General features: G+C 64.8%; 16 protein-coding genes and 1 pseudogene. 7 read left to right on the forward strand and 10 right to left on the reverse strand.

The genetic code is table 11. The features are described from left to right. Positions 1-26: 26 nt before the first annotated feature. Positions 27-1,106 (forward strand): hypothetical protein, encoded by a 1,080-nt coding sequence (locus ACGF7Y_RS32125; protein WP_195065955.1) that lies wholly within the window; start codon positions 27-29, stop codon positions 1,104-1,106. 157 nt (positions 1,107-1,263) lie between these two features. Here ACGF7Y_RS32125 and ACGF7Y_RS32130 read toward each other — a convergent pair whose 3' ends face one another. From ACGF7Y_RS32130 to ACGF7Y_RS32140, 3 genes are all read right to left on the reverse strand, one after another. Next, positions 1,264-2,373: an NDMA-dependent alcohol dehydrogenase gene (locus ACGF7Y_RS32130; protein ID WP_195065956.1), complete on the reverse strand. Its 1,110-nt coding sequence runs from the start codon at positions 2,371-2,373 to the stop codon at positions 1,264-1,266. 106 nt (positions 2,374-2,479) lie between these two features. Next, on the reverse strand, positions 2,480-3,952 hold the full coding sequence (locus ACGF7Y_RS32135) for an aldehyde dehydrogenase family protein (protein ID WP_195065957.1): 1,473 nt from the start codon (positions 3,950-3,952) through the stop codon (positions 2,480-2,482). 209 nt (positions 3,953-4,161) lie between these two features. Continuing rightward, entirely contained in the window at positions 4,162-5,529 is a 1,368-nt protein-coding gene (locus ACGF7Y_RS32140) for a cytochrome P450 (RefSeq protein WP_195065958.1), read from the reverse strand. 36 nt (positions 5,530-5,565) lie between these two features. On the opposite strand from ACGF7Y_RS32140, the pseudogene ACGF7Y_RS32145 reads away from it, so the two are divergent. Further along, positions 5,566-5,748: pseudogene (locus ACGF7Y_RS32145) on the forward strand (nitronate monooxygenase); the annotation flags it as partial. A gap of 262 nt (positions 5,749-6,010) precedes the next feature. On the opposite strand, the gene ACGF7Y_RS32150 reads toward ACGF7Y_RS32145, so the two are convergent. The 3 genes from ACGF7Y_RS32150 to ACGF7Y_RS32160 all read right to left on the reverse strand — a co-directional run bounded on the left by ACGF7Y_RS32150 (position 6,011) and on the right by ACGF7Y_RS32160 (position 12,455). Continuing rightward, entirely contained in the window at positions 6,011-7,678 is a 1,668-nt protein-coding gene (locus ACGF7Y_RS32150) for an FAD-dependent oxidoreductase (RefSeq protein WP_393240422.1), read from the reverse strand. 278 nt (positions 7,679-7,956) lie between these two features. Then, the gene (locus tag ACGF7Y_RS32155) at positions 7,957-10,314 is read right to left on the reverse strand and encodes an acetyl-CoA acetyltransferase (protein ID WP_393240458.1); all 2,358 of its coding nucleotides are present in this window, start codon (positions 10,312-10,314) and stop codon (positions 7,957-7,959) included. Positions 10,315-10,319: 5 nt separating this feature from the next. Continuing rightward, complete coding sequence (locus ACGF7Y_RS32160) at positions 10,320-12,455, reverse strand: acetate--CoA ligase family protein (protein ID WP_393240425.1); 2,136 nt, start codon at positions 12,453-12,455, stop codon at positions 10,320-10,322. A gap of 220 nt (positions 12,456-12,675) precedes the next feature. On the opposite strand from ACGF7Y_RS32160, the gene ACGF7Y_RS32165 reads away from it, so the two are divergent. Then, positions 12,676-13,239, forward strand: a complete 564-nt coding sequence (locus ACGF7Y_RS32165; RefSeq protein WP_321210138.1) for a TetR/AcrR family transcriptional regulator — start codon at positions 12,676-12,678, stop codon at positions 13,237-13,239. A gap of 122 nt (positions 13,240-13,361) precedes the next feature. Here the strand turns inward: ACGF7Y_RS32165 and ACGF7Y_RS32170 are convergent, their stop codons facing one another. Next, entirely contained in the window at positions 13,362-14,633 is a 1,272-nt protein-coding gene (locus ACGF7Y_RS32170) for an FAD-dependent oxidoreductase (protein ID WP_324195993.1), read from the reverse strand. Then, positions 14,630-14,950 (reverse strand): 2Fe-2S iron-sulfur cluster-binding protein, encoded by a 321-nt coding sequence (locus ACGF7Y_RS32175; protein WP_195065963.1) that lies wholly within the window; start codon positions 14,948-14,950, stop codon positions 14,630-14,632. The genes ACGF7Y_RS32170 and ACGF7Y_RS32175 overlap by 4 nt, the downstream gene beginning before the upstream one ends. Before the next feature lie 336 nt (positions 14,951-15,286). Between ACGF7Y_RS32175 and ACGF7Y_RS32180 the strand changes: the two genes are divergently transcribed. Beyond that, the gene (locus ACGF7Y_RS32180) at positions 15,287-16,036 is read left to right on the forward strand and encodes an alpha/beta fold hydrolase (RefSeq protein WP_393240461.1); all 750 of its coding nucleotides are present in this window, start codon (positions 15,287-15,289) and stop codon (positions 16,034-16,036) included. Between the two features lie 405 nt (positions 16,037-16,441). Here the strand turns inward: ACGF7Y_RS32180 and ACGF7Y_RS32185 are convergent, their stop codons facing one another. Beyond that, positions 16,442-17,305: a TIGR03619 family F420-dependent LLM class oxidoreductase gene (locus tag ACGF7Y_RS32185; RefSeq protein ID WP_393240429.1), complete on the reverse strand. Its 864-nt coding sequence runs from the start codon at positions 17,303-17,305 to the stop codon at positions 16,442-16,444. A gap of 141 nt (positions 17,306-17,446) precedes the next feature. Further along, the gene (locus ACGF7Y_RS32190) at positions 17,447-18,889 is read right to left on the reverse strand and encodes an aldehyde dehydrogenase (RefSeq protein ID WP_195065965.1); all 1,443 of its coding nucleotides are present in this window, start codon (positions 18,887-18,889) and stop codon (positions 17,447-17,449) included. A 669-nt stretch (positions 18,890-19,558) separates the two neighbouring features. On the opposite strand from ACGF7Y_RS32190, the gene ACGF7Y_RS32195 reads away from it, so the two are divergent. The 3 genes from ACGF7Y_RS32195 (at position 19,559) to ACGF7Y_RS32205 (ending at position 24,050) form a co-directional block, all read left to right on the forward strand. Continuing rightward, the gene (locus ACGF7Y_RS32195) at positions 19,559-20,503 is read left to right on the forward strand and encodes an alpha/beta hydrolase (protein ID WP_195140701.1); all 945 of its coding nucleotides are present in this window, start codon (positions 19,559-19,561) and stop codon (positions 20,501-20,503) included. A 387-nt stretch (positions 20,504-20,890) separates the two neighbouring features. Beyond that, on the forward strand, positions 20,891-21,745 hold the full coding sequence (locus tag ACGF7Y_RS32200) for a FadR/GntR family transcriptional regulator (protein ID WP_393240433.1): 855 nt from the start codon (positions 20,891-20,893) through the stop codon (positions 21,743-21,745). 646 nt (positions 21,746-22,391) lie between these two features. After that, positions 22,392-24,050 (forward strand): GMC family oxidoreductase N-terminal domain-containing protein, encoded by a 1,659-nt coding sequence (locus ACGF7Y_RS32205; protein WP_195140699.1) that lies wholly within the window; start codon positions 22,392-22,394, stop codon positions 24,048-24,050. The last annotated feature ends 41 nt before the right edge of the window (positions 24,051-24,091 follow it).

Below are 24,091 nucleotides of genomic sequence, written 5' to 3' on the forward strand. Positions count from 1 at the left end.
CGCCCGACCTTTTCGAGGAGCACAATATGACCACTTCTCCCCAAACTCCGCCCTCCGTGGACTCCGGCGATTGGTGGCCCGACGCCGTGACCGACGACGGGCTGGCCAGGATTCGGACGGCTCGCGAACGTGCGGTCGGCTGGTTGACCGATCACGTCGCCGACGACGGCACCCCCGCGGGCGCCGAACTCGGCATCGGCTGGTGGCGCGGTCCCTGGGCGCTGGCTCTCGGGGGCGCGCCGGACGCCGCGTCGGCACTGCTGGGATGGGCAGAACGCACCGCGCTGACCGACGAGGGGGACTTGCGTGAGGGACCCTACGGCGGCGGCGGGGCGAGCAGTCCTGTCTATTTCCTGTCTGCACTGGCGATCGGCGGATGGCTACTGGGCAGGTACGACCTGGCCGGCGTGATCAACCACCGGTTGGACTACTTCACCGATCCGGTCTCCGGCGGCGCCTACGAACATCGCGATTTCGCCACCGACCCGCAGCAGGACGTACTCAAGACCGGTCAGCTGGGGATCTCGTCGCTCGTCTGTGGTCGTCGCGAACACTCCGAGCGGATCTACCGGTGGCTACGGCGGCAATGGGAGGCGCAACCCGAGCCCGGTTGTCTGTATAGCAGCTGGCGCGGCGACGGGATCGTCACCGACGTCTCCGGCATGCAACGGTGGCTCTACGTCGCCGACTACAGCAAGGAGCGTCAGACCTATTTCAATCCTGGCATCGCCGCCGCATTCCTTGCCGGCTACGCACAGCAGACGCAGGACCGCGCTGCCCTGGATCTCGCGCGCTCGTATCTGTCCCTCAATGTCGAGGGAACCCCCGCGCAGTTCGACGACCCGGGGCAGGTGCAGATCTGCAAATTCGGCTGGGGAGCGGCGAGCGTGCTCGCCGCGGACCCGTCCTCGGGAATGCTGCCCTGGACGGTCCGGATGGGCGAGTGGTTCGTCCGGCGCCAAGCCGCCGACGGATCGTGGGCACCGTCGGCATTCCTGGTCGCGCAGCCGACCGTGGTCGACCTGTTCCAGAAGACCTCGGAACATTTGATGGAGCTGATCTATATCGAGATCGCTCTGCAGGCATCGGCGGCCGCTCGGAGTTGACCGGAAGCGCACCGCAGCCGGGGCCGGCCATGGCCGGCCCCGGCTGCGGTCGTTGTGCCTTCCTCGATCGGCCGCGGGGACCTGTGAAAAGCAATCGACGCGGGGCGCTCCCTGAAGCCAGGGGCGCCGCCGCGTCGCTGTGCTCGCGACCCGTCCGCTACTTGTAGGCGACCACGCCGCGGACGGTGGTGCCCGCGTGCATGGCGGCGTAGCCGTCGTTGATCTGATCGAGGCTGTAGCGGGTGGTGATCATCTCATCGAGCCGGAGATCACCGGATCGGTAGAGATCCAGAAGCCGGGGGAAGTCGGCACGCGGGTTCCCGCAGCCGAAGATATGACCGACGAGCGTTTTGTTCATCATCCCCAGATCGAACAGCGAGACATTCGCGGTCGTTTCGTGCACCGGGGAGATCGAGGTCAGCACGCAACGCCCGCTCTTGGCGGTGAGCCCGAGGATCCCCGCCAGATCCTCGCCGTGGAACACGCCGACGGCGATGATCGTGACATCCGCCATCACCCCGTGGGTGAGATCGCCGACCACCGCGGTGGCTTCCTCGATCGTGGCGAAAGCGTGGGTGGCGCCGAGTTCGAGTGCCTTGGTCCTGCGGAACTCGGCCGGGTCCACCGCCACCACCACGGCCGCACCGGACACCCGCGCCCCTTGGACCGCGGCGGTACCAACTCCGCCCACACCCACAACCACGACGACGTCTCCCGCGGTAACGGCACCGACCTTGGACGCCGCGCCGAAGCCGGTGGTCACGCCACACCCGATGAGCGCCGCGGCGTGCAGCGGGATGTCGTCGTCGATCTTGACGACCTGATTCTGTGAAACGGTCGTCATCGGCGCGAAGGTGCCCAGTTGACAGTAGGCACCGATATTCTGGCCGTCCATCCGGCGGCGCCAGGAGCCGTCCGGTGCGTGGCCGGTGAGCGCGAAGGCGCCGTCGTCGCAGAGATACGCCTTGCCCATCGAACACCAGCGGCATCGGCCGCAATTGGGCACCGGGTGCAGAATGACGTGGTCGCCGGCCTTCAGACCGGTCACCTGCTTGCCGGCTTCGACCACGACGCCCGCGCCCTCGTGCCCGGCCACGAGCGGAAACGATGCGGGGACGTCGCCGGTCACCGCGTGATCGTCGGAGTGGCACAGGCCCGATGCCGTCAACTCCACGAGCACCTCGGTGTCGCGGGGACCATCGAGTTCGATCTCCCGCACCTGGTACTTCTCCTGGGTGCCGAACAAGACGGCTGCATCGATCTTCATTGATACTCCTAGAAAATGATCTGGGCTGTGCGCGGGGCGCGGGGCGCGGGGTCGGTGGGATCGCGAACGGTCCGCTCACGCCGTTTCCCGCGACCTTCCCCGATACCTACAGCGGCAGTTCCATGGGCATACGCACCTGCTTGAAAGCAAGGAGGTGCTCTACGTTCTCGATGCCGCCCTCGCGGCCGAGACCGGACTTCTTGTAGCCGCCGAACGGCTGAACCAGGCATGCGCCGAAGTTGTTGATCGCGACATTGCCGGCTTCCAGCCGCGGCGCCAGTTTCATGGCGGCTTCCGTATCGGTGGTGAAGATACCGGCGGCCAAGCCGAATTCGGTCTGATTGGCAATCGCTACCGCCTCGTCGAGGTCGGTGTAGGTCTGCACGGTGATGACCGGACCGAAGACCTCTTCCCGCACGATCCGCATATCGGGCGTGACATCGGTTATCAAGGTGGGCTCGACGAAGTAGCCGTGCGGAAGATCGGGCCGCTTGCCGCCGGTGAGAATCGTCGCACCCTCGCTGCGAGCACTGTCGATGAAACCTTCGACGGTGGCGCGGTGACCGGCATTGACCAGTGGCCCGATGACGGTGTCCGGATGGTCCGGATCGCCGATGGGCAGCGCCTGGAAGGTCGCCACCAGCGCGCCGATCCATTCGTCTTTGCGCGTGGCGGGAACCAGCAGTCGTGAATAGGTGGTGCAGACCTGTCCGGACTGGGCGAGCGATCCGGCGACGACCAGCTGTGCCCCCTGCGCCGGATCCAGGTCTTCGAGGAAGATCGCGGCGGATTTGCCGCCGAGTTCCAGCGTCACATCGGTGATGTTGTCCGCCGCCGAATGCATGATCGTCCGGCCGGAGGCGGTGCTCCCGGTGAAGGCGACGTGGGCGAACTCGGGACGGCCGGCGATATCGCCGAGGGAACCGCGCCGCCCGGGCAGGATACTGACCATGCCCTCGGGCACGCCGGCTTCGGCCAGCACCTCGGCGAGGATGAACGTTACCGTCGGATCCTCGGTCGGGGCTTTGACGACGACCGGGCATCCGGCCAGGAGCGCCGGGGCGAGTTTGACCGCGGCCAAGACCAACGGGGCGTTCCACGGAACGATGGCCAGCACCGGGCCTACCGGTTCGCGCCGAATGAGGTTGCGCTCGCCGCCGTTCTCCCGCCACTCCTCGGCCACCAGTTGCTCGGCGAACTTCGTGTGCTCGGCGAAGACCTGCGCGGCCTGGGCGGCGATGAACGTCCCGAAAGCCCGGACCCCGCCGAAGTCCTGTGTGTAGGTGGTGAGCACCTGATCGCTGCGGGCGACGAGGCCCTCGGCGACCTTGCCGAGCACGGCACCGCGCTCGACGAAAGACATTTTCTGCCAAGGATTATTGTGTACAGCTGCGACTGCGGCGGCGATGGCCGCGTCGGTGTCGGCCGTATTGGCCTCCGGAACGGTTCCGATCACCTTCTCGGTATAGGGATTGACGATCTCGATCGTTCCGCGCGATGCGGACGAGGTCCACCGTCCACCGATGAAGAGCTCGGTGCGGGTGAAGATGTCGTTCGAGGTGGCGATGTTCTGGGTCATATTTGCTCCGATGTGTGATGTGGGTGCGCCGATCGGGACCGCGTGGCCGGCGTAGGGATCGGGAGCACCGGAGATCAGCGGAGTTCCGCGCTACCGGTGGCGGTTCCCCGGGGGATGAATTTTGAGGAGCCTGTGCGACGACTCGGTCGCAGGGCGGGCAACTGGTACCGCCGATTCGGCGCCCACAATCGGGTTTCGACGATTCGGGGTCAGTTGTCCCATTCGACAGGGATGACAGAGGGGTTGCGGAAGGTCGTTCCTTCGACCTTGAGCGGGGGATGGCCCGCCGCAATGCGTAACCCGGGTAGACGGTCCAGCAGGGCATTCATGGCGAGGGTGATCTCGGTCCGGGCGACGTGCATGCCGATGCACGCGTGCGCGCCGAAGCCGAAGCCCAGATGGCCGCGCGACTTCCGGCCGATATCGAATCGATGCGGATCCTCATGGCGCGCGGGGTCCCGGTTGGCGGCCGCGATACACAGATTGATACCGGAACCCGCGGGAATGTCGACGCCGTCGATCTCGATATCCTGTGTGGTGATGCGGTAATTGAACTGAGTGGGGGACTCCCACCGGATCGCTTCCTCGATCGCCTGCGCCAACAGGCCGCGGTCCTCGCGGAGCCGATCGAGTTGCGCGGTGTCGTTGAGCAACCCGACCAGCAGCGAACCGAGGCCCCGGGTGGTTGTCTCGCCGCCGGCGACGAGTAGCACCCGGAGGAAGGCGAGCAGTTCCTCATGGGCAAGCGGGCGTTCGCCGTCCACTCGTGCATTGAGCAGAACGTCCACCGTGGTGTTCGCCGGATCCCGGCGGCGTACCTCGATGACCTCGCTCAACAGCTCACACAGTCGCTCCGATGCCGCCGCACCGATCTCGGGGCGCGTCTTCGCGAGTTGGAGCCCGACCGCGAGCCGCTGGAACTCGTCGAACTGTTCGGGTGCCAGCCCGATGATGTCGTGGATGACGCGGATCGGCAACTGCAACGCGTACTCACGCATGAGTTCCGCCGAACCACGACCGGAGAACCGGGCGAACAGGTGCTCGACCACAGGATCGACGATGTCGTCGCGCCAGTGCCCGAGCTGCTTCTTGTTGAATGTCTCCAACAGCAGCTTGCGCAACCGGGTGTGCTCCGGCGGGTCGAAGGTGATGAGGCTGTTGCCCATGACCTTGCCGATGGTCTCTTGCAGGATCGTCGAGGAGAAGACTTCGGGGTGGCGATACGCCGTCGTGCACGCCTCGTGTGTGAGGAAGGTGAACACTTTCCGGTCGCCCCCGCCCCGGTTCGCCATCGAGTACGGCAGTTTGAAAATGTCTTGGAGGACGTCCCCCCGGTACACCGCGCACTCGGCGCGTAGCTCGTCGTACACGGGGTGCGGATCGGAAACGGCTGGGTCGGGCGCTTTGAGCGCGTGTTCGTACTCAGCATCCAGATCGACATCCGCGAACGCTTCCCAGGCTGTGCCCGTGGTTCGTTCAGTGCTGGTCATTGTTGTGCCTAACTGCCAGTGACATGCTTCACATGAAGGTACTATAAGGATACTCTTTATGGAGAATTTTTGGGAATTTTCCCACATACTCACTGGATAACGGCGTGTAAGTGTACTCAACACCTGATTCGGATCGACGGCTTGGCCGAAGAGGGTGACAAAGGGGCTCGGGAACTGGCCACATACGGGGTCGGCCAAGGCGTCGGCCTCATGAACAAGATCAAGCCCGCCCGCGAGGTTGTTCTCGACTTCACGCAGGACTATCTCGAGGCCGCCGAACACCTCGCCGGATCGATCGAGGACTGACGACAGCGGCAGTAGCCGAACCTTCCTGGTGGTGTTCGGTGACACGTTCACCGACCGGAACGTCGAATACGGCGTGATGGTCGGAGGTGTCAGAGCTGTTCGGGCACGGCAACATCCGCGGCGGGCAGGTTGATTGTCAAGACCGACCGGGTTGGGTTGGCTCAGGATCTCGACAACGAGGTGTTGCGGGTTGTGAGATTGGTGGCGCGGTGCCGGGGACTTTCGGACCCTCCCGCGCGGGAGGGTCCGAAAGAGCCGGTGTTCAGCCGTGTGCGGTTCTGAGTAGATCCTCGATGGTGGTGAATTTGACCCGCGGCCGGCCGCCGGACTTGCCGGCGCTCTTCTCGGCCGCGTCGATGGCCTTCCAGCCGTCACGGCCGACGGCGTCGGGCTGACGCTGCGCGAGCAGGGCCTCGAGCGCGGCCCGATCTCTTTGCGGCGCAGCCAGTTTGCCGGAGGTGAAGTCCTCGAGCAGCTGTTCAACGGTTTCGGTGGCATCGACGCGGTTGGAACCGATCACGCCACGCGCGCCGCGCTTGATCCAGCCCGAAACATAGACACCGGTGACGTGGGCGCCGTCGGCGACGACGCGGCCGTGCTCGTTGGGCACGATCCCGGCGCGCTCGTCGAACGGCAGATCCGCGATCGGCACACCGCGATAGCCGATGGACCGCAGCACCATCGACGCCGGCAGCGTCTCGCGGCGATCCGAGGACCGAGCCACCACGCGCCCGTCCTCGGAGATCAGTTCGTTGTGCACCAACTCGAGCTCCTCGACGTGACCCGCACCGCGGATCTCGGTCGGTGAGGCCAGATAGCGGAACACGATGCGCTTGTTGTCCGGATTCGCGGCCTTGGCCGCGTATTCGCGGGCCAGTTCGTACTTCAACCGCAGCGACGGCTCGATATCGGCATCGTCGAGCAGCGCCTGGCTGGCCGGATCCAACTCCAGCTCGGCCGGGTCGATGATTACATCGACGCCCTTCAGATGCCCCAGCGCCAAAAACTCCGCCGACGTGTAGGCGGCCTGCAGCGGCCCACGCCGGCCCAGCACCACCACCTCACGGATATTGCTGTCACGCAGCGCGTCCAGCGCGTGGTCGGCGATATCGGTCTTGGCCAGCTCCTCGGGCGACAGCGTCAGCACGCGTGCGACATCGAGGGCGACGTTGCCGTTACCCACGAGCACCACCCGCTGTCCGGACAGGTCGAAACTGCGCTCGGCGTAGTCGGGATGCCCGTTGTACCAGGCCACGAACTCGGTCGCCGAATGGCTTCCGGGCAGATCCTCACCCGGCACGTCCAGGCGGCGGTCGGTGGAGGCGCCCACGGCGTAGACCACCGCGTGGTGATGAGCCTGCAGCTCCTCATGCGAGATGTGTTTACCCACCTCGACATTCAGGCGGTACTGCAGGGCGTCACGACGGAACGCGCTCTCGAACATGGCAGACACCGACTTGGTGCCCGGATGATCCGGAGCCACACCGGCGCGCACCAGACCCCACGGGGTGGGCAGCCGGTCGAACATCTCCACCTCGACATCGGCGCGGCGCAGCAACTCGTCGGCGGCGTAGCAGGCCGCGGGCCCGGCGCCGACGATCGCCACCCGCAGCGTGCCCAGCTCCTTGGGTGGGCGCGCCGGGTTCACCAGCGGGTCGAAATTCGACTCCAGCGGGTGCCGCTGGAAGTAGGCGGCGTTGATATCGCGGAAACGAGCCAGCGACGCGGTCAGATCGTCCTCGGAGAAGATGGCCTCCACCGGGCAGGCATCCACACACGCACCACAGTCGATGCAGGTGTCGGGGTCGATGTACAGCTGCTCGGTCGTCGCGAACTCGGGTTGCCCCGGAGTGGGACGAATGCAATCGACCGGGCACTCGGGTACGCAGCTGGCGTCGTTGCAACAACGCTGGGTGATCACGTAGGCCATATCTCGCAGATCCTCGAAACTTCTAGGTAGTTCGGCACCCGGGTCGGGGCGGAACGTATGTAATGTCAGGAAGTGCAGCCCGATCTGTGGGCTGCGTTGTCCGACCCGCAGAACGCCTGTATCGGCTCGGGATGGGGACGGTCGCTTAGACTGGTAATAACACTGGCTAATAAGTTAAAGGGCCGTCAGTTGATCATCTGAGCTCCAATGAGATCGGTATTCGCGGTAGTCAACGGGTATCTACGCTGCTGCGACGCTTCGGCTGGAGGCCGGACCTGTCAGCGGTTCTTCCAGCGTGGTGGGCGTTTGGCGCCGAACGCGCGGAGCCCCTCCATCATGTCCTCGCTGGCCAGCAGATCGTCGAGAGCCGGCGAGGGATGGTCCACCGCATCGACCACATCGCTGATGCCGCTGGTCTCGTTCATGATCTGCAACGAGGTGCGCACCGATGTGGGGGATACAGCGAGTATCTCGGCGGCCATCTCCCGGGCGGCGTCCAATGCGGTGCCCGCGGGGACAACCCGGTTGACCAGCCCGAGCTGATGGGCATGCTCGGCAGGAATTTTGCGGCCGGTGAGGATCAGTTCGGTAGCGATCTTCGGCGGAATGGTCCGGGGGAGCCTGACGAGGCCGCCAGCTGCGGCGACCAGACCAACTCTGGCTTCGCTGAGTGCGAACTGAGCCGTCACATCGGCGACAACGAGGTGGCAGGCCAGCGCGATCTCACACCCGCCGCCCATAGCGAAACCGTTGACCGCGGCGATGACAGGTTTGGTCATATCGCGGCGGTTGGTGAGGCCGGCGAACCCGTTGTTGGGCATCCAAACCCGCTTGCCGCCGGCCGAGTACCGCAGATCGTTTCCGGAGCAGAAGGACTTTTCGCCCGCACCGGTGATGATGGCGACCCAAAGTTCCGGGTCGGCGAAATACGCGTCGAAGATCTCGTCCAGTTCCTCGTTCGCGTCAGGGGTGAGTGCATTGCGGGCTTCGGGACGGTTGATCGTGATCTCGAGGATGTGACCGTTCCGTCGAACCTCAGTGCATTCATACAACTGGCGCAGTGCTGGAACCCGTTGCGGGAGCAGCTCGTTCATCTTCTCCGCAGTCCGGGTGACGACATTGCCGTGGCCGGAGGAGTGAGCGAAAATCCGTTGTCCCACCGGATCGCCGGTTGCCAGGAGGGCAATCAGGTCGGTGTCCTGCGGTGCAACGGTCGCTAGGAAGCGGCGGCCGTCGTCCAAACGCCCGACGACGATCCCGGTTGGGCCGCTGCGAGTGTATTTGACCGTGTACGTCTCGATCGTCGCAGGGCCGTCGGCCCTTGTCGCGACCTCCACGGGCGGAACCGAATTCAGTTGCCGCTGTAGCACCTCGCTGCGGTCATCGCGCCACGCGGCAGGGGTGGTCGAGTACACCGCTGCTGAGTACTTGCTGAGGGTCCCGCCGTTCGCGCCGACGAAGCCGTAGCTGCCGGGCGCGGAGCGCAGGCGCGCAACGGTTTCCGCGACCGCGTGCAAGGAATAGTTGTTGCCCGCGCCGCCGAAGAACGGCAGCCCGCCGGTGAGGGTGAGCCCGCGGGGATCGTCGTAGTGCAGGCCGAGGCCATCGCAGATCGCTGACACTGCGATCGGGAAGCAGCTATACAGGTCGATCGTGTGCAATTGATCGACGCCGATACCGGCGATCTCCAGCGCGTGCTCGGCAGCGCGAACCATTGCCGGTGCGATACCGAGGTCAGGGCGTTCGAGTAGATTCTTCTCCCGCAGGTCCGCATGGCCGTGCAGAAATACCCATTTGTCCTGGGGGACATCGAGGTCCTGAGCAGCCGCTACCGACATCAGCAGAACTGCGGCGCCCTGGTTGACCTGATCGCGAGCGACCAGGAACCGCGGGTAGGGTTCGACGATCATGCGGTTGCGATCATCGACGGCGGTCAGTTCGGCCGCGCTGCGTTCGACCGGGGCGGCCGCGTAGGGGTTCTTGGCGGCTACCCGGGTGAATGGTGCGAACAGCTCACCCATGCTCCGGCTGTAGCTGTCGCGGGAGAGTCCGAGCCGAGCGCGTCGGGCGTTTTCGAGGAGCGCGTACTGGCTGGGCGCGTCGGTCAGACCGTGCGCCGCCCCGTATCGAGATACGAGTCCGCTGAGGCCGTAGCCGCGGTCTTCCAGTTGTCCGCCGCGCTGCTCAGTGAAATCGGGGCGCTGGTCGGCCTTGGCGAGATGTCGTGTGGTGGAGATCGCCTCGGAGCCGAAAACAATTGCTACGTTCGACTTTCCGGCAGCGATGGTTCGGGCAAGCTCGGTGATCAGGTGCTGTGGTGACTGGCCGCCACTGACCTCGAGGACCGCGCGCGGGGGGTCAGCGCCGATGCGATCGGTGACCGACCGGGGATAGTTGTCGGATTTTCCCAGCGGCGCCACTGCAGCGGGGGTGGAAATCTCGAATTGCCGGACGCCGGCCGCGGTATCGATTCGCGCTGAGATGGTTTCGGCGTCGGCTCCCGTGTCGCTCAACGCCGCCCGTGCGGCCGCAGCGGCCAGTTCGACCGCGGACAGTGCTCGGTAGCAGGGATCGTCGATCCGTTCGGCCGCTTGGCCGACGCCCACGAGGACCGGTGTGTGTGGGTCGATGTTCATATCTCTCACGCCTCCTCGGGGTTGTTGTGAGCGGGGGTCCAAGTGATGACGGCATCGAGTGCTTCGATGGTGGAACCATCCACACGCAGCGGATTGATCTCGAGCGATTCGAGGCCGTCGCCGAGCGCCAGTGCGAGATCGCTGGTCCGGGCGATCACGGCGGCGAGCGCATCGAGATCGGCGGCAGCGGTTCCGCGCACGCCCTGGAGAAGAGCCTTCCCGCGCAACCGGTCCAGCAACCGGCGCGCTCGTCCGGCCGACAGCGGTAGCGTCGCCAGCGCGGAATCGTCGAGGACCTCGACGAAAATGCCGCCGATCGCCACGGCGAGCACCGGGCCCCACTGTGGGTCGCGGACCACGCCCACGAGCAGTTCAGTACCGCCGGAGCGCATCGGTGAGACCAACACGCCCTCGAGCTTGGCTTCCGGCGCGTTTGTGGCGGCCGCGGCGGTGATCCGATCGTAGGCAGCGGCGACCTCGGCGTCGCCCGAGATGTTCAGTGCCACACCGCCGATGTCGCTCTTGTGCAGAACATCGGGCGAGGCGATTTTCAGCGCGACAGGTCCGGCGAATCCGGCCGCTACCTTCACCGCCTCTTGTGGACTGGTCACCAATTCGCTGGAAACGACCGGTATTCCAGCTCCTGACAGGACGCCGCGTGCGGTCGACTCCGACCATGCGCCCGTCCGGGCCACGGTGGTCGTGATCTCGACGGGATTCGCGGCGTCCGGCCGGACCGACTCGACGGTCGCCGACCACCACGCCAAATTGCGGAGCGCCACCACGGATTGCCGCAGACCCGGGATGAGGTGGTCGATCTTCGCCTCGGCCAGAACGGATTTGGTGTAAGCGGTGATCGGCTGGATGACCTGGTTGACGAGGGTCACCGGCGTGGTAGCTTCGGCGGCGCCGATGGCGTTGAGCAGGTACTGCGCGGGGTAATTTCCGCCGGTGGACTCCCATGGGGCTCCGCTGATCACCCCCACCACGCCGATCGCGGGATCGTCCGAGATCGCTTCGACCGTCTTGGTGAAGATCGACGAGTCGATCACAGCCGCACCCGTGACATCGAGAGGATTGTGCACAGTTCCGTAGTCCGGCAGGATATCCCGCAATCGTGCCTGAGTTGACGCCGAGAATTCGGACAATGTTGCACCGAGATCCTCGGAACGGTCCGCGATGATGTCGCATGCGCCGCCGGAAATGGAAACCCAGCCGATACCGGGGGCGCTGAGCTTGCCGAGGTTTGCGGCCGCGGCTGCGGTGATCATCATGTCCTCGATCGAATCGACCCGAATGATCCCGAGTTCGCGGAATACCGCGTCGACGACGCGGTCGTCGCCGACCAGTGCGCCAGTGTGAGCGGCGGCCGTGCGCGCCGACATCTCGCTGCTGCCGGCCTTCAGAACGACGATCGCTTTCCCGGCCGCCGCTGCGCGTCGTGCGGCGTTTGCGAATACGCCAGGCTCACGAATGGTCTCCATGAAGATCGCAACGGCCTTGGTCGCCTCGTCGTCGACTAGGAAGTCGAGCACGTGACCAGCGGTGATCATGGCCTCGTTGCCGAGGGTGACCATGTAGGACAGGTAGGCGCCAGCCATCGTTGCGAATTCGACCATGGCCGCGGAACTGGCACCGGACTGCGACAACAGCGCCACGTGACCGGTGCTGTGCGGGAGCCCCGGAACCGGTGTGACCGGGACATGGTCGACGAAATTCGCGAACCCGAGGTGATTGGGGCCGAGCAACAGCATGTCGAGCGACCTCGCGTGCTCTACCAATTCCCGCTGGGCGCGTCGCCCGTCCGGCCCGGCCTCGCCGTAGCCCGAGGACAGGATTACCGCGTTGCGGATTCCCGCCGACGCCGCATCGTCGAGAGCGGCGAGCGTGCCGGCTTGCGGCACCTGCATGAACGCGACGTCCACATCCTGGCCGATATCCGAACATGTCGGAACTGTCGGTTGCCCATGCACGTCCACCCCACGTCTGTTCACCAGGAAGGTGCTGTCGGCGAATCCGAAGTCGACGAGATTCTGATAGGCCCGAGCCGAGAACATCGACTTGTCCGAAGCCCCGACCAGGGCGACGCTGCGCGGGCGGAAGAGGGTCTTCAAGCGCTGGGGGGTGATGTCGCTGCTCATCGTTGGGCACGCTCCTTGTGCATTCCGTACATGAGAACCGCCGGCGGAGATTTCGAAGGCCTCACCAATTACCGAACGCCACCGTCTAGCAATCGCTCAAGGCTATACTGAACGGTGTCGTATGGCAATGCTGTGCTTGCGACGAGAACCCACCCTGGAAGGTAGGACGATGACCACAACGGGACCGGGCCGACGGCGTGATCCGGAGGTGGATCGTCGTGTGCTGGAGGCCGCGCTGGAGTTGTACGGTGCTGCCGGCTGGGGCGGCTTCAACGTCGAAAAGGTGGCCAAGGCGGCGGGTGTGGGAAAGGCGTCGATCTACCTGCGCTGGCCGACCGGTGAAGCCCTGTTGATCGACGCGCTCAATCGGCTCGGAGCAATCGAAGACGTCGAAACCGGTGATGTCCGCACCGATCTCGTCCGTCTGGCGGAAGAGGTCATGCGGCAGTACATGGGGCCGAACGGCCGCGCGACGATGCGCCTGGGGGTCGAGGCAGACGAAATTCCGGCGATCGGCGAACGTTGGCGCACGATTCGTCAATCGCAGATCGTGGCGGCTCGTGCCTTGGTGCGCCGGGCGATCGCTCGAGGCGAGCTGCCTCCCGACACGTCGGTCACGCTGCTGCTCGACATGTTGTGCGGCGCCGTGACCATGCATGTGCAGGCCACCCCTGCGCATCTCCGGTACCAGCTGCCCGACACGGCAGCCCGCTACATCCGCGATCTGGTCGACTTTCTGCTTCGCGCGGTCAACGCGGAATGTTCTGTCTCGCAGCGTGACTGAAATGATCGGAACGCACCGCTTTCCACGGCAGGCAGCGGTTGAATAGGTATACCGTGGTAGACGGCGTCGGCGCAGAGCAGGCGTAGCGGAGCTGGTAGGTCCGGCTTCGGACGCCTGTCGCCTCATGCCGATTGCCGGGCTGCGGAGACAAGGGTCCGGAGCGGGATCGATGTGTCGGCGAGCAGGACTGGATCGACCACCGCATTCGCTGAGACCAGCTTCTTCGCTGCGGCGAAGTCGGCCGGCCGGTTCACTACGTCTGCGGCTACGACAACTCCGTCGCGGAGGTAGAAGACGGTGATCGCGCGGTCGTTCTCTGCATCGGCTCGGACGACCGCGCGGTGGTAGCCGGTGGACATGCCGACCGTCTGGAGTTGGAGATCGTACTGGTTCGACCAGAACCACGGTGGCGCGTCGGCTGGGCGGCGATTCATGGCGATGGCGGCGGCGGCGATGCGAGCCTGTGCTGACGCGTTCGGCACCGATTCGAGCCTGCGCGTTCCGCCGCGGTCCGGATCGGGATGGCGGGCCACGTCCCCGACGGCGTAGATGTCCGGATCCCAAGTGCGCATGGCGGGATCGACGATGATGCCGTCGTCGACCGGAAGCCCGGCCGAGGCCGCCAGCTCCGTCCGTGGCGCCAACCCGATTCCGAGCAGCACGAAATCGGCGTCGATCCGAGTGTCGTCGGCAAGCCTGATGGCAGCGACGTCTCCCGAGTCGTTCAGTTCGAAGCCGTCGAGCTGTGCGTCGACGAGAATCTCGACGCCGGCGTCGCGGTGGATCCGTTCGAAGAACTCGGATATCACGGGAGCAGTGACTCGGGCGAGTATTCGGTTGGCAGCCTCCAAGACGGTCACGCGCACACCCCTCGACCGCGCCACCGCCGCGAATTCCAGGCCGATATAGCCGCCGCCGATGACGACGCCATGTGCTCCAGGCGTCAACCGATCGCGCAACCGGTCGGCGTCCTCGAGCGTGCGGAGAGTGTGGATGTTTTGCGCACCGATCGTGGCGGATTGCGGCAGCTGCCGCGCCCTGCCGCCGGTCGCGAGAACCAGCTTGTCGTATTGCATGCGTTCGCCGTCAGCGAGGACGACGGCCTTGCCGGCCCGCTCCACGGCGGTGACGGTCGTTCCGGTGATGACTCGAATCCGTTGCTGCTCATAGATATCGGCAGGCCGGATCGCGACGTGTTCAACATCGACATCGCCCAGTAGGTAGGCCTTGGACAGCGGCGGGCGCGAATACGGCAGCGTCGGCTCCTCGCCGATCATCACGATCTCGCCAGGATAACCGGCCATGCGCAATGCGGTCGCCGTGTCGGCGCCGGCCTGACCAGTGCCGACGATGACCACGCGCTGCGGTCCTGCTGCGTCGCCGTTCTCGCTCACTGTTCCTCCGGCACGTGAACCACGATGCCGTCAAGCTCTGATTTGCACTCGAGCTGGCAGGACAGCCGACTGCGGTCGGTGCGTTCGGCTGCCGTGCATTCGAGCATGTCCTGCTCGTAGTCGGATGCGGATGACAAGCGGCTCGTCCACGCATCGTCGACGTACACGTGGCAGGTGGCGCAGACCAGGGAACCCCCGCAATCGCCGATTATCCCGGGAACAAGATTGCCGACCGCGGTCTCCATGACGCTTTGGCCCTCCTCGGCGTCGATCTCCCGGCGTTCGCCACTGGGCAACACATAGACGACCACTGGCATGGTCGACCTCCCACTCGTTCGTCCTACTGGAAGGCGTCACGGCGGACGCCTCTACATCAGCGATATATTAGGATACTGTTCTACCATAGCGACACCTGATTGATGGCGAAGTTTCGGGAACAGCCACGTACTGTTCGTGCGTTACGCCCGTGGTTGCGACTCATTCAGTACACTGAGTGAGTGATTCATGTGACCTCTGATGCTCTCGTGTCCGAGACTCCGGAGTGGTTCGCGCGATCGGTCGCACAACCCCGGGTCGAACAGCGCATTTCGGTGGATGGCGCGCGGATCGCATTGCGCTGGTGGGGGCGGATCGGCGCGCCCGGTCTGGTGCTCGTGCACGGCGGCGGTGCTCATGGGCACTGGTGGGATCATGTGGCGCCGATGCTCGGTGACTACCGGACGGTCACGATCGATCTGTCAGGGCACGGCAACAGCGGTCACCGAGCCGGGTATAGCGTGGAATCGTGGACAGCGGAGTTGCTTTCGACTTGTGCTCTTCCGAATCTGGGGCCGCGTCCGGTCGTCATCGCGCACAGTATGGGCGGCTGGGTGAGTCTGAACGCCGGTGCGGAAGCTGGCGATCGGCTGGGCGGAGTCATTGTGATCGACTCGCCCATTCGCGAGCGCAGCCCGGAAGAGATCGAGGCCTCGCGCCAGAAGGCGTTCGGGCCGCTGCGCGCGTATCCCGACCTGGACACTGCGCTCGGGCACTTCCGCACCGTTCCGGATCAGCCACACTCATTGCCCTACGTGGTCGACCACATCGCCCGGCACTCTGTGATCCGAACAGCCGAAGGATGGCAATGGCGCTTCGATCCCAGAATCTTCGGCAACGCCCGGCCGCACCGCGAGATGCTGCGGCGCGTCGGCACCCGTGTCGCCCTGCTGCGTGCCGAACACGGCCTCCTGACCCGCACGATCAGCGACGATATGTACGAGTTGCTCGGGCGGCGCGCGCCGGTGGTGGAGATACCCGAGGCGGGCCATCACCCGATGCTGGACCAGCCGCTCTCGCTGATCACCGGACTCCGTGCGCTGCTCGCAGACTGGGGGCATTCCGTTGCCCGGAACGCGATCTCATGAAATCTCACAGTCTTCGACCATGATCTGTCGCGGCTGTCGGCGACAGCTGTCGGGATCAGCCGGAGATTTCTGCGCATCAGTACTTGGTGCTCCCGCCAGGTTGGGCGCTCCTGCAGGCGGCGAATGCTCCCTGTGACCGCCCGGTGAACCGCTTGCCGTGGATACTCCTCGGCTGGACGGGTGGCGATCCGATCGACCAGTGTTCCATCGGCTCGATCCGCGTAACGGCGCACAGAGGCGAATAAATCTGCAGCGCAACGTTTCACGCGTCTGCTGCTTGCGTTCCCTGAGGCGTGGTCTACCGGACCGACCGCGGGGAGGCTTTGGTCGAGGCCACCGTGACGCTGACCGACGAGCGCGGTGAGGTGGTTTGGCCGTGGTAGCCATACGGCACCATGCGGAACTTCAGTTCGAATCGGCTGGCATTCCGATTGCCGAGGCGAACTCACGCAGTTCGCGGACTGCCGTCCGGGATGATGTCCACGGTGTGATCACAAGCCGATCGACTCCTGCCGAGTCCCAAGCGGCGTAGTCATCCGCGGTGCGCACCGCACCACCAACTGTGATCTCGAATGGTTCGGTGGCCAGCCCGGCTTCTTCGCGAAGCCTGCGCAGACGCGCAACCTTGGTGGCTGCGGTGGCAGGCGTATGTCCGTCCATGCCCATCCAGCCGTCTCCGAGCCCGGCGGCTCGACGGAGGGCTCGGTTCGATTCTCCTCCCACCAGAATCGGAACCCCTTTCGGCCGAACCGGTTTCGGAGCGAACCCCACCGTCGGGAACGACCAGTGTTCCCCGCGGTGCTCGATCCGATCCTCGCACCACAGCCGCCGACACACGGCGATCGCCTCTTCGAGCCGGCTCCCTCGATCGGAGGGCTGAACGCCCGCGGCCGTAAATTCGCTGGTCAGCCAGCCGCTGCCAACGCCGAGCAACGCCCTGCCGCCGCTCACCTGGTCGAGAGTGGCCGCCGCGCGAGCGGATACGAACGGATGCCGCAGTCCGCGGAGATACACGTAGGTGCCGAGTTGGATCTTCTCTGTGATGCCGGACAGATACATGCAGTAGCCCAGCGGGTCGTACAGCGGTGTATCCGGTGCCACCAGACGCGAGTCGTAAGACCCATGCAGCGAACCCGCGATCTGTGCCGGTGCTACGAGATGATCGGAAACGAAGATCGCATCGAAGCCGAGCTGGTCGGCGACGAGTGCGGTCTCGCGCCACGACGTCGGGTTGAGCCGACCCAGGGTGATCGCCAGACGAACGGTCATGACAAGGGAGACAATCCGCCGGTGCCAGTCAGCACCAGGTTCGAGGTGTGCCGGGCACGGGATGGAAGACGGCTCGCCATGCTGCTGAGGGATCGTGCGTGACCGAACTGATTGATTTCTGATATATCCACGGGCGAACGATCATTCGCTCGCGTGAGGGTCGTTGATCGTGTGGAACTCGAGGTACTCCGCTATGCCTTCGGCGCCGAATTCGCGGCCGAGCCCGCTGGCCTTGACTCCGCCGAATGGAGCAGCTGGATTGTTCACGTACCCGTTGATGGTGAAGGTCCCGGACTCGACCCGCTTCGCGACATGGGCCGCGCGTTCGGCGTCTTGTGTGAACACCGCACCGTGTAGCCCGTAAGCGGTGCCGTTCGCGATGGCGATGGCCTCATCGTCGCCGCCGTCGAACGGAATGATCGACAGTACCGGGCCGAAAATCTCCTCTTGGGCGATCCGCATGTCGTTGTGGACGTCGGTGAAAATGGTCGGTTCGACGAAGAATCCCCTGGCCTGATCCGCGGGGCGGCCGCCGCCGCAGGCGAGGGTCGCCTCGGACTTGCCGATCTCGATATAGCGCTCCACCCGGTCACGTTGTTCGGCGCTGGCCAGGGGGCCGATCTGCGTCGCGAGGTCCATCGGGTCGCCGATGACCATGCCCTTGGCGGCGGTGACCATGGAGTCCACCACCTCCTCGTAACGGGAGCGATGCACGACCAGGCGGGTCAGTGCGGTGCAGGCCTGGCCGGTGTTGTAGAAGGCACCGGCGACCATCGCGGGTACAAGTACCGACAGGTCGACGTCGTCCAAGGCGATTGCGGCGGATTTGCCACCCAGCTCGAGGCTCACGCTCTTGAGCTGCTCACCGCAGACCGAGGCGATCGCTCGTCCAGCGACGGTGCTACCGGTGAAGCTGACCTTGTCCACGCCGCGCTGGGCCACCAGGTGTGCGCCGACTTTGCGGCCGGCGGGAATGACGCTGAGTACGCCGTCAGGAAGGTCCAGTTCGGCGGCGGCCTCGGCGAGCACGTAACCGCTCAGTGGGGTGTTGTCTGCAGGTTTGGCGATCACCGAGCACCCGGCGAGCAACGCCGGGACCACCTTGATCACCGAGAGGAAGAAGGGGCCGTTCCATGGCGAGATGGCTGCGGCCACACCGACGCCCTCCCGACGCACTGTTGCCGGACCCGACGGGCCCTGCCGACGCTCCTCGAAGACTATGTGGTCCAGCGCATCGACGAAGGAACGAATCAGGCGAATGGCCGTGGCCTGGCTGCGTGTGGAAAGGCTCATCGGCTGGCCCATCTCTGCGGTCACGCGCCTGGCGAGGTCTTCGGCGCGGCCGTCGAGCAGGTCGGCGAGGGCCAGGATCTTCTGGGCGCGCTCACGTACTGGGGCGTCGCGCCAGGTCCGAGCGTCCCAGGCGGCGCGTGCCGCCGTCACGGCGGCATCGATGTCGGCTGTGGTGGCCTCCGGAATGCTCGCGACCACCTCCTCGGTCGCGGGCGAGACGATGTCACGTCGGTTCGATCCAGTGGGGGCGGCCCATTGTCCGCCGACGAAGAACTTGTCGTACTCGTACACGGTCTATCCATCCTATCTTCGCCTGATTACGCTGATCGGGATAAGCGTATACTAAATAGTAAGATCTGTGCGTCAAACGCGGGTGGAGGCCTGATGTCCTGAGGGGTGATTTTCCTGGATTAGGCACCGAAAGCGTCAGCGTTGGTGTCGAATTGGGGATCCAGTCGTCTGTCGGCCTGGGCGGTGAAGCTGAAGTAATAGTGTACTCAAGCGGTGATGTTGAGGGTCTGTCTACGGCCTCGCGCGGATGGTCCGGTAGTGCCGGCGTTCTGGCGGCGTTGAACAGGTGGGCTCCGCGTAGGGCCCCGCGGAGTTCGTCGCTGGCGGTGGGGGATCGGTCTGGGGCCGGGGACACGGGGCCTCGAACGTACGTTGGGGCACGTAGTCCACCGTGCGTTATATAAGAATACTGAATAAAGCTGTGTGTGGGTGGTCTGGGGAGATGGTCCGGACCCCTTCCAGTGCATGGCCTCGGAGCGAGCCCCGCAGGTGGTGATGCGAGGCTCTGCGACCTCGTGTCGAGCTTTCCTCGTCGCGCCGCTGGGTAATTTAGTTCACTCTAATTGGTTCTGGCGCTTGAAGTTGCCGCGCTGCCTGCCGTACGGTTTCATGACCGCCATCACCTCTGCCCGTCGATGGTGATGGAATCTCTCAGAAGGGACGCGCCCCATGCCCCTGGATGCGTCGACAGCAGTACTCATCGAGCAGATGGCAGCGAGCGGCCGCCCGCCGCTCTGGCATCATGAGCCGGACCAGCTCCGTGCGGGCGGTGTGCAACTCATCGAGATGTACGGCGTCGGTCCGGACATGCACTCGGCAACCGAGCGCACGTTGGCCGGATTCGACCGTGGCGAGTTCAGGGTGCGCACGTTGCTGCCCCGCTTGGATCCCCTGGCGGTTATCGTCTACTACCACGGCGGCGGTTGGGTCCTGGGCAACATCGACGAGTTCGACACCCTGGGGCGGAAGCTCGCGGCGGCGACGGGATGTGCAGTCGTGATGGTGGATTACCGCAAAGCTCCTGAGCATCCGTATCCAGCTGCTGTCGAGGACGCTTGGACCGCCCTGTCCTGGGTCGAGGAGAATCTAGAAGCGATTGCTGGGCAACGTGTTCCGATGTTGGTTGCGGGCGACAGCTCCGGTGGGAACCTCGCGGCGGTGATGGCATTGCGCGCGCGGGACCGCAACGGGCCGAGGCTGGCGATGCAGGTTCTGGTGTACCCGGCCACCGATTGCGACTTGGAGAACTCGACCTACTTGGCACCGGAAAATCAAGTGCTGCTGCACAAAGAGTCGATGGAGTGGTTCTGGGGCCACTACCTGCCTGACGTTCAACGGCGCAACGAACCGGAAGCCTCGCCACTACGCAGTGAGTCCCTCGTGGGTCTGCCACCTGCCGTGGTACTCACCGCCGAGTACGACCCCCTGCGTGCGGAAGGCGAAGCCTACCGCGATCGTCTGGCTGACGCCGAAGTACCGGTGCAGCACAAGCGGTTCGACGGACAATCCCATGGTTTCTTCACCTACGTCAACGTCCTCCCCGGGAGCGAGGAAGGTATCCGCTTCGTGGCCGACGCGATCGCTCGAAGGCTCGACGAAGGCACTCCGCGATGAGCTGACGATTCATTCACGACTGCGACTTGCCGGCCTCCTCCTTGGCATCGTCGTCAAGATCCAGGAGCGACGGCTGCGCCTGGCGGAGTCCCTTTCGAGTTGCCTGGAGATGGACTGTCTCGATAGGCGTGCTGGTCTGTCCCTATCTCCGGTATTCGATTAGAGCGGTCGCCCATGTAGCGGCTCAGGCCCAGCTCTTGGTGACTCGAAAAGAGTGTACGAAAAAGCAAGACACGGTATCATAGCTGCTGCGGGTGAGACTGGTAGTGTGCACGGCCTGTCGCTCGTGGAATTGTCAACTGTTGGTGTGTGCGTTCGGCTGTGCCGGGCGATTCGCTTGGTGCGGTCCAGTCGCTCCTGGTGATGCGGTGAGGGAAGGAAGACGTGATGGCGGCCATTGAGGGGCCTTTACTGTCGGACGATGCAGTTGCGCCCCGGGCCGCCGACGGGTCGTCGGGCAAGTTGGCAGAAGTGGTGGTACGCGAACTGCAGCGCCGTATCGCGGATCTCGGGTTCCCGGTGGGTGAGGTAATCGGATCCGAGCCGGCATTGATCGCCGAACTCGGAATCAGCCGAGCGGTCTTCCGGGAGGCGGTGCGACTGCTCGAACGGGATGAGATCGCACGCATGCGTCGCGGGCCGGGAGGCGGCCTGATCGTGACGGCTCCGAGGGCGGCCTCGGTGGCTCAGTCCGCTGCCATGTACCTGCAGTTCCACCAGGCGAGTCCCCGAGACATCTTCGAAGCGCGATCGGCGGTGGAGTTGACGATCGTCGAACTCGCGGCCGAGCGCATCGACGAGGACGGGGTGCGAATGCTGCGGGAAGCACTCGGGCAAGAGGAGCAGATGCAGGACAGTGGTCACTTGGGAAGCCACGGGATCCACTTGATGATCGCGGATCTCACCGGCAATCCTGCGCTGCGATTGTTCCTCGAGGTCATGGCTCGCTTGACGCCGGAAATTCAGCCGAAGGAGACGAAAGCGGCCACCGATCGGCAGGCGGATGTCCGCCACGCGCATGCCCGGATCGTGGAGGCGATCGTGGCCAAGGACGGCTCGCTGGCCAAGCATCGTATGCTCCGCCATCTCGAGGGGATCGGTAGTTATCTGGAGGCCAGCATGCAGACGTCCGACAAGGTGAGGCGGATGAAAAAGCCTGCCGACCAAGGAATCGGTTCGACTGCATCGGTGGCCGAGCCGCGACCGGACAACCAAGAGCACGCCGGTCCGTGCTGCGCATGAGGACGTCGCCCGCGTAGCGGCCGATGTCGTAGGTGGGGTGAGGAGCAAATCGCCGTCGTGGACGGTTATTGGTATGCGCGTGGGTTTGCATCGGTCGGCGCGTATGCCTATATCGCGTGCGTGGATACTCACGTTCCGCGTGATCCCTGAGCAGGTGTTTCGGCCTGGTGTGTCGCCGACGTGCAATTTCGGGTTCGTGGCCCGTTCGATGTGGCTTCCCGGCGCTTACGACTACGGCCCAATGGGTGGTGCGAGCATCGGGCTGGCCGGCTGCCCGAGCTGGCTGCGACACATCTGGGGAGGGTCGTCCTCTGTGATTCGCGACCGCAACGATTGGCTTGTCAACGGGGCCAAGACATTCTGCTGGACTGGGCCGCGACTCGGTGTGGCGGGCCGAGACCGCGCCGATCCCCCATCTGCAATGCGATGGGCACATGACCGGGGCATGGCAGCACCTTTCTGACGCTTAGGCATCTCGAGAATATAGTGCATGTTTTGGCGCATGCATCTGCAGATTGGATGACTCCTCCGCCGGTATGGGATAGATTGAGTATCCTGTTATAGGAGTCACAGTCTGGCTGGGAGCATTTGCGCACGTACCGAGACATCAGCGTCCGCGGGCCCCGCAGCGAATCGAAGGAACGACATGGCACGAGAGCAATCGAGAGCCCGCCGTGCGGCCTCGCAGGAGTGGGACTACATCGTCGTAGGCGCAGGTTCGGCAGGCGCGGTGCTTGCCGACCGCCTCTCGGAATCTGGTCGGTATCGAGTTCTCGTCTTGGAGGCGGGCGGGGAGGCGTGGAGCCCCTTCATTCATGTTCCGGCGGGGTTGTACAAGCTCCCACCCGAGCTGGACTGGCAGTATTCTGCCGAGCCCGATCCCTCACTGGACGGCCGGGTGGATCGGTGGGCGGCCGGCAAAGTCGTCGGCGGTGGCAGTTCGATCAACGGAATGATTTGGGTGCGCGGAAATCCGCTCGATTACGACGAGTGGGAAAAGGCCGGCGCCGAGGGCTGGAGCTATCGGGACGTACTGCCGTACTTCCGACGTGCCGAGACCTTCGACGGTGGGGCGGACGAGTACCGGGGGAACCACGGTCCCCAGTACGTGAGCCGGACGCGAGTACGACACCCGCTCAACGATGCCTTCGTTATGGCTGGTGATCAATCCGGACTGCCGTACAACCCAGACTACAACGGTCGGCAGCAGCTCGGATCGTCACATATTCAGTTGTCGCAACGTCGTGGTCTGCGTTGGAGCACTGCGAGCGGCTACCTGCTGCGGGCCCGCCGTCGGCCGAACTGCACGGTACTGACCGGTGTCGCGGTTGATCGAATCGTCACCGAAGACGGTCGGGCGACCGGCGTCCAGGCGCGTACCGAGCGCGGGCTGGCGCATTTCCGAGCGCTGCGAGAGGTGATCGTCTCAGCCGGAGCGCTGAGCACGCCGAAGCTGCTGATGCTGTCCGGTATCGGGCCAGCGGATCATTTGCGTGACAACGGGATCGAGGTCGTGCGGGATCTGCCCGGGGTTGGCGGCAACTTGCAGGAACATCCGTGCTTCGCCGTCACGATGGACGTGAATGTCACCACGCTCAATGAGGAACTGAACCTGCGCGGCGTGATCAAGCACGGCATCGATTTCGTTCTGCACGGCGGCGGCGCCGCGACGGCTACCGCGGCCCAGGCTGTTCTTTTCGGCAGTTTCTCACCACAGTCGAGTCGGACCGATTTCCAAGTCATGTTCGCGCCCATGGGATACGGGCAGGCTGCAAAGAAGACCGAGGGCTACGACCTGCATGCGATGGAACTGGAGAAGCATTCGACAGCACGCGCCCTGATCTGCGTCGTGCATCCGCGGGGCCGCGGATCGGTATCGCTTCGCTCCGCGGATCCCGCGGACCCACCTGTCATCGAACGGCCGCTCTACGGTGATCCCCGAGATGCGGCGGACATGATCCGCGCCATTCGCCGTGTCCGAGAGATCCTCGCCGCCCCCGCGTTCGCGAAATATGTTGTCAGGGAGACTTCTCCGGGTCATGAAGCACAGTCCGACGAAGCACTGCTCGCGGCGATCAAGAGCAAGTCCTACGCCGGTCAGCATGCCGTGAGCACCGCTCGGATGGGCACCGATCCGGACGCGGTGGTGGATCCGCAGCTTCGCGTCAATGGTGTCGCGGGCCTGCGGGTCGCGGACGCATCGGTGATTCCCTTGCTGACGAGTGGCAATACCAACGCCCCTGTGATCATGGTGGGGGAGAAGGCAAGTGATCTCATCTTGGAGGATGCACGCGCCGACCGCTGAGCGCGTCCGTCCTCGACACCGTGACGCGATTGGCCGGAAGC

It is taken from the genome of Nocardia sp. NPDC047654 (genome assembly GCF_043205035.1).
Taxonomy (GTDB): Bacteria; Actinomycetota; Actinomycetes; order Mycobacteriales; family Mycobacteriaceae; genus Nocardia.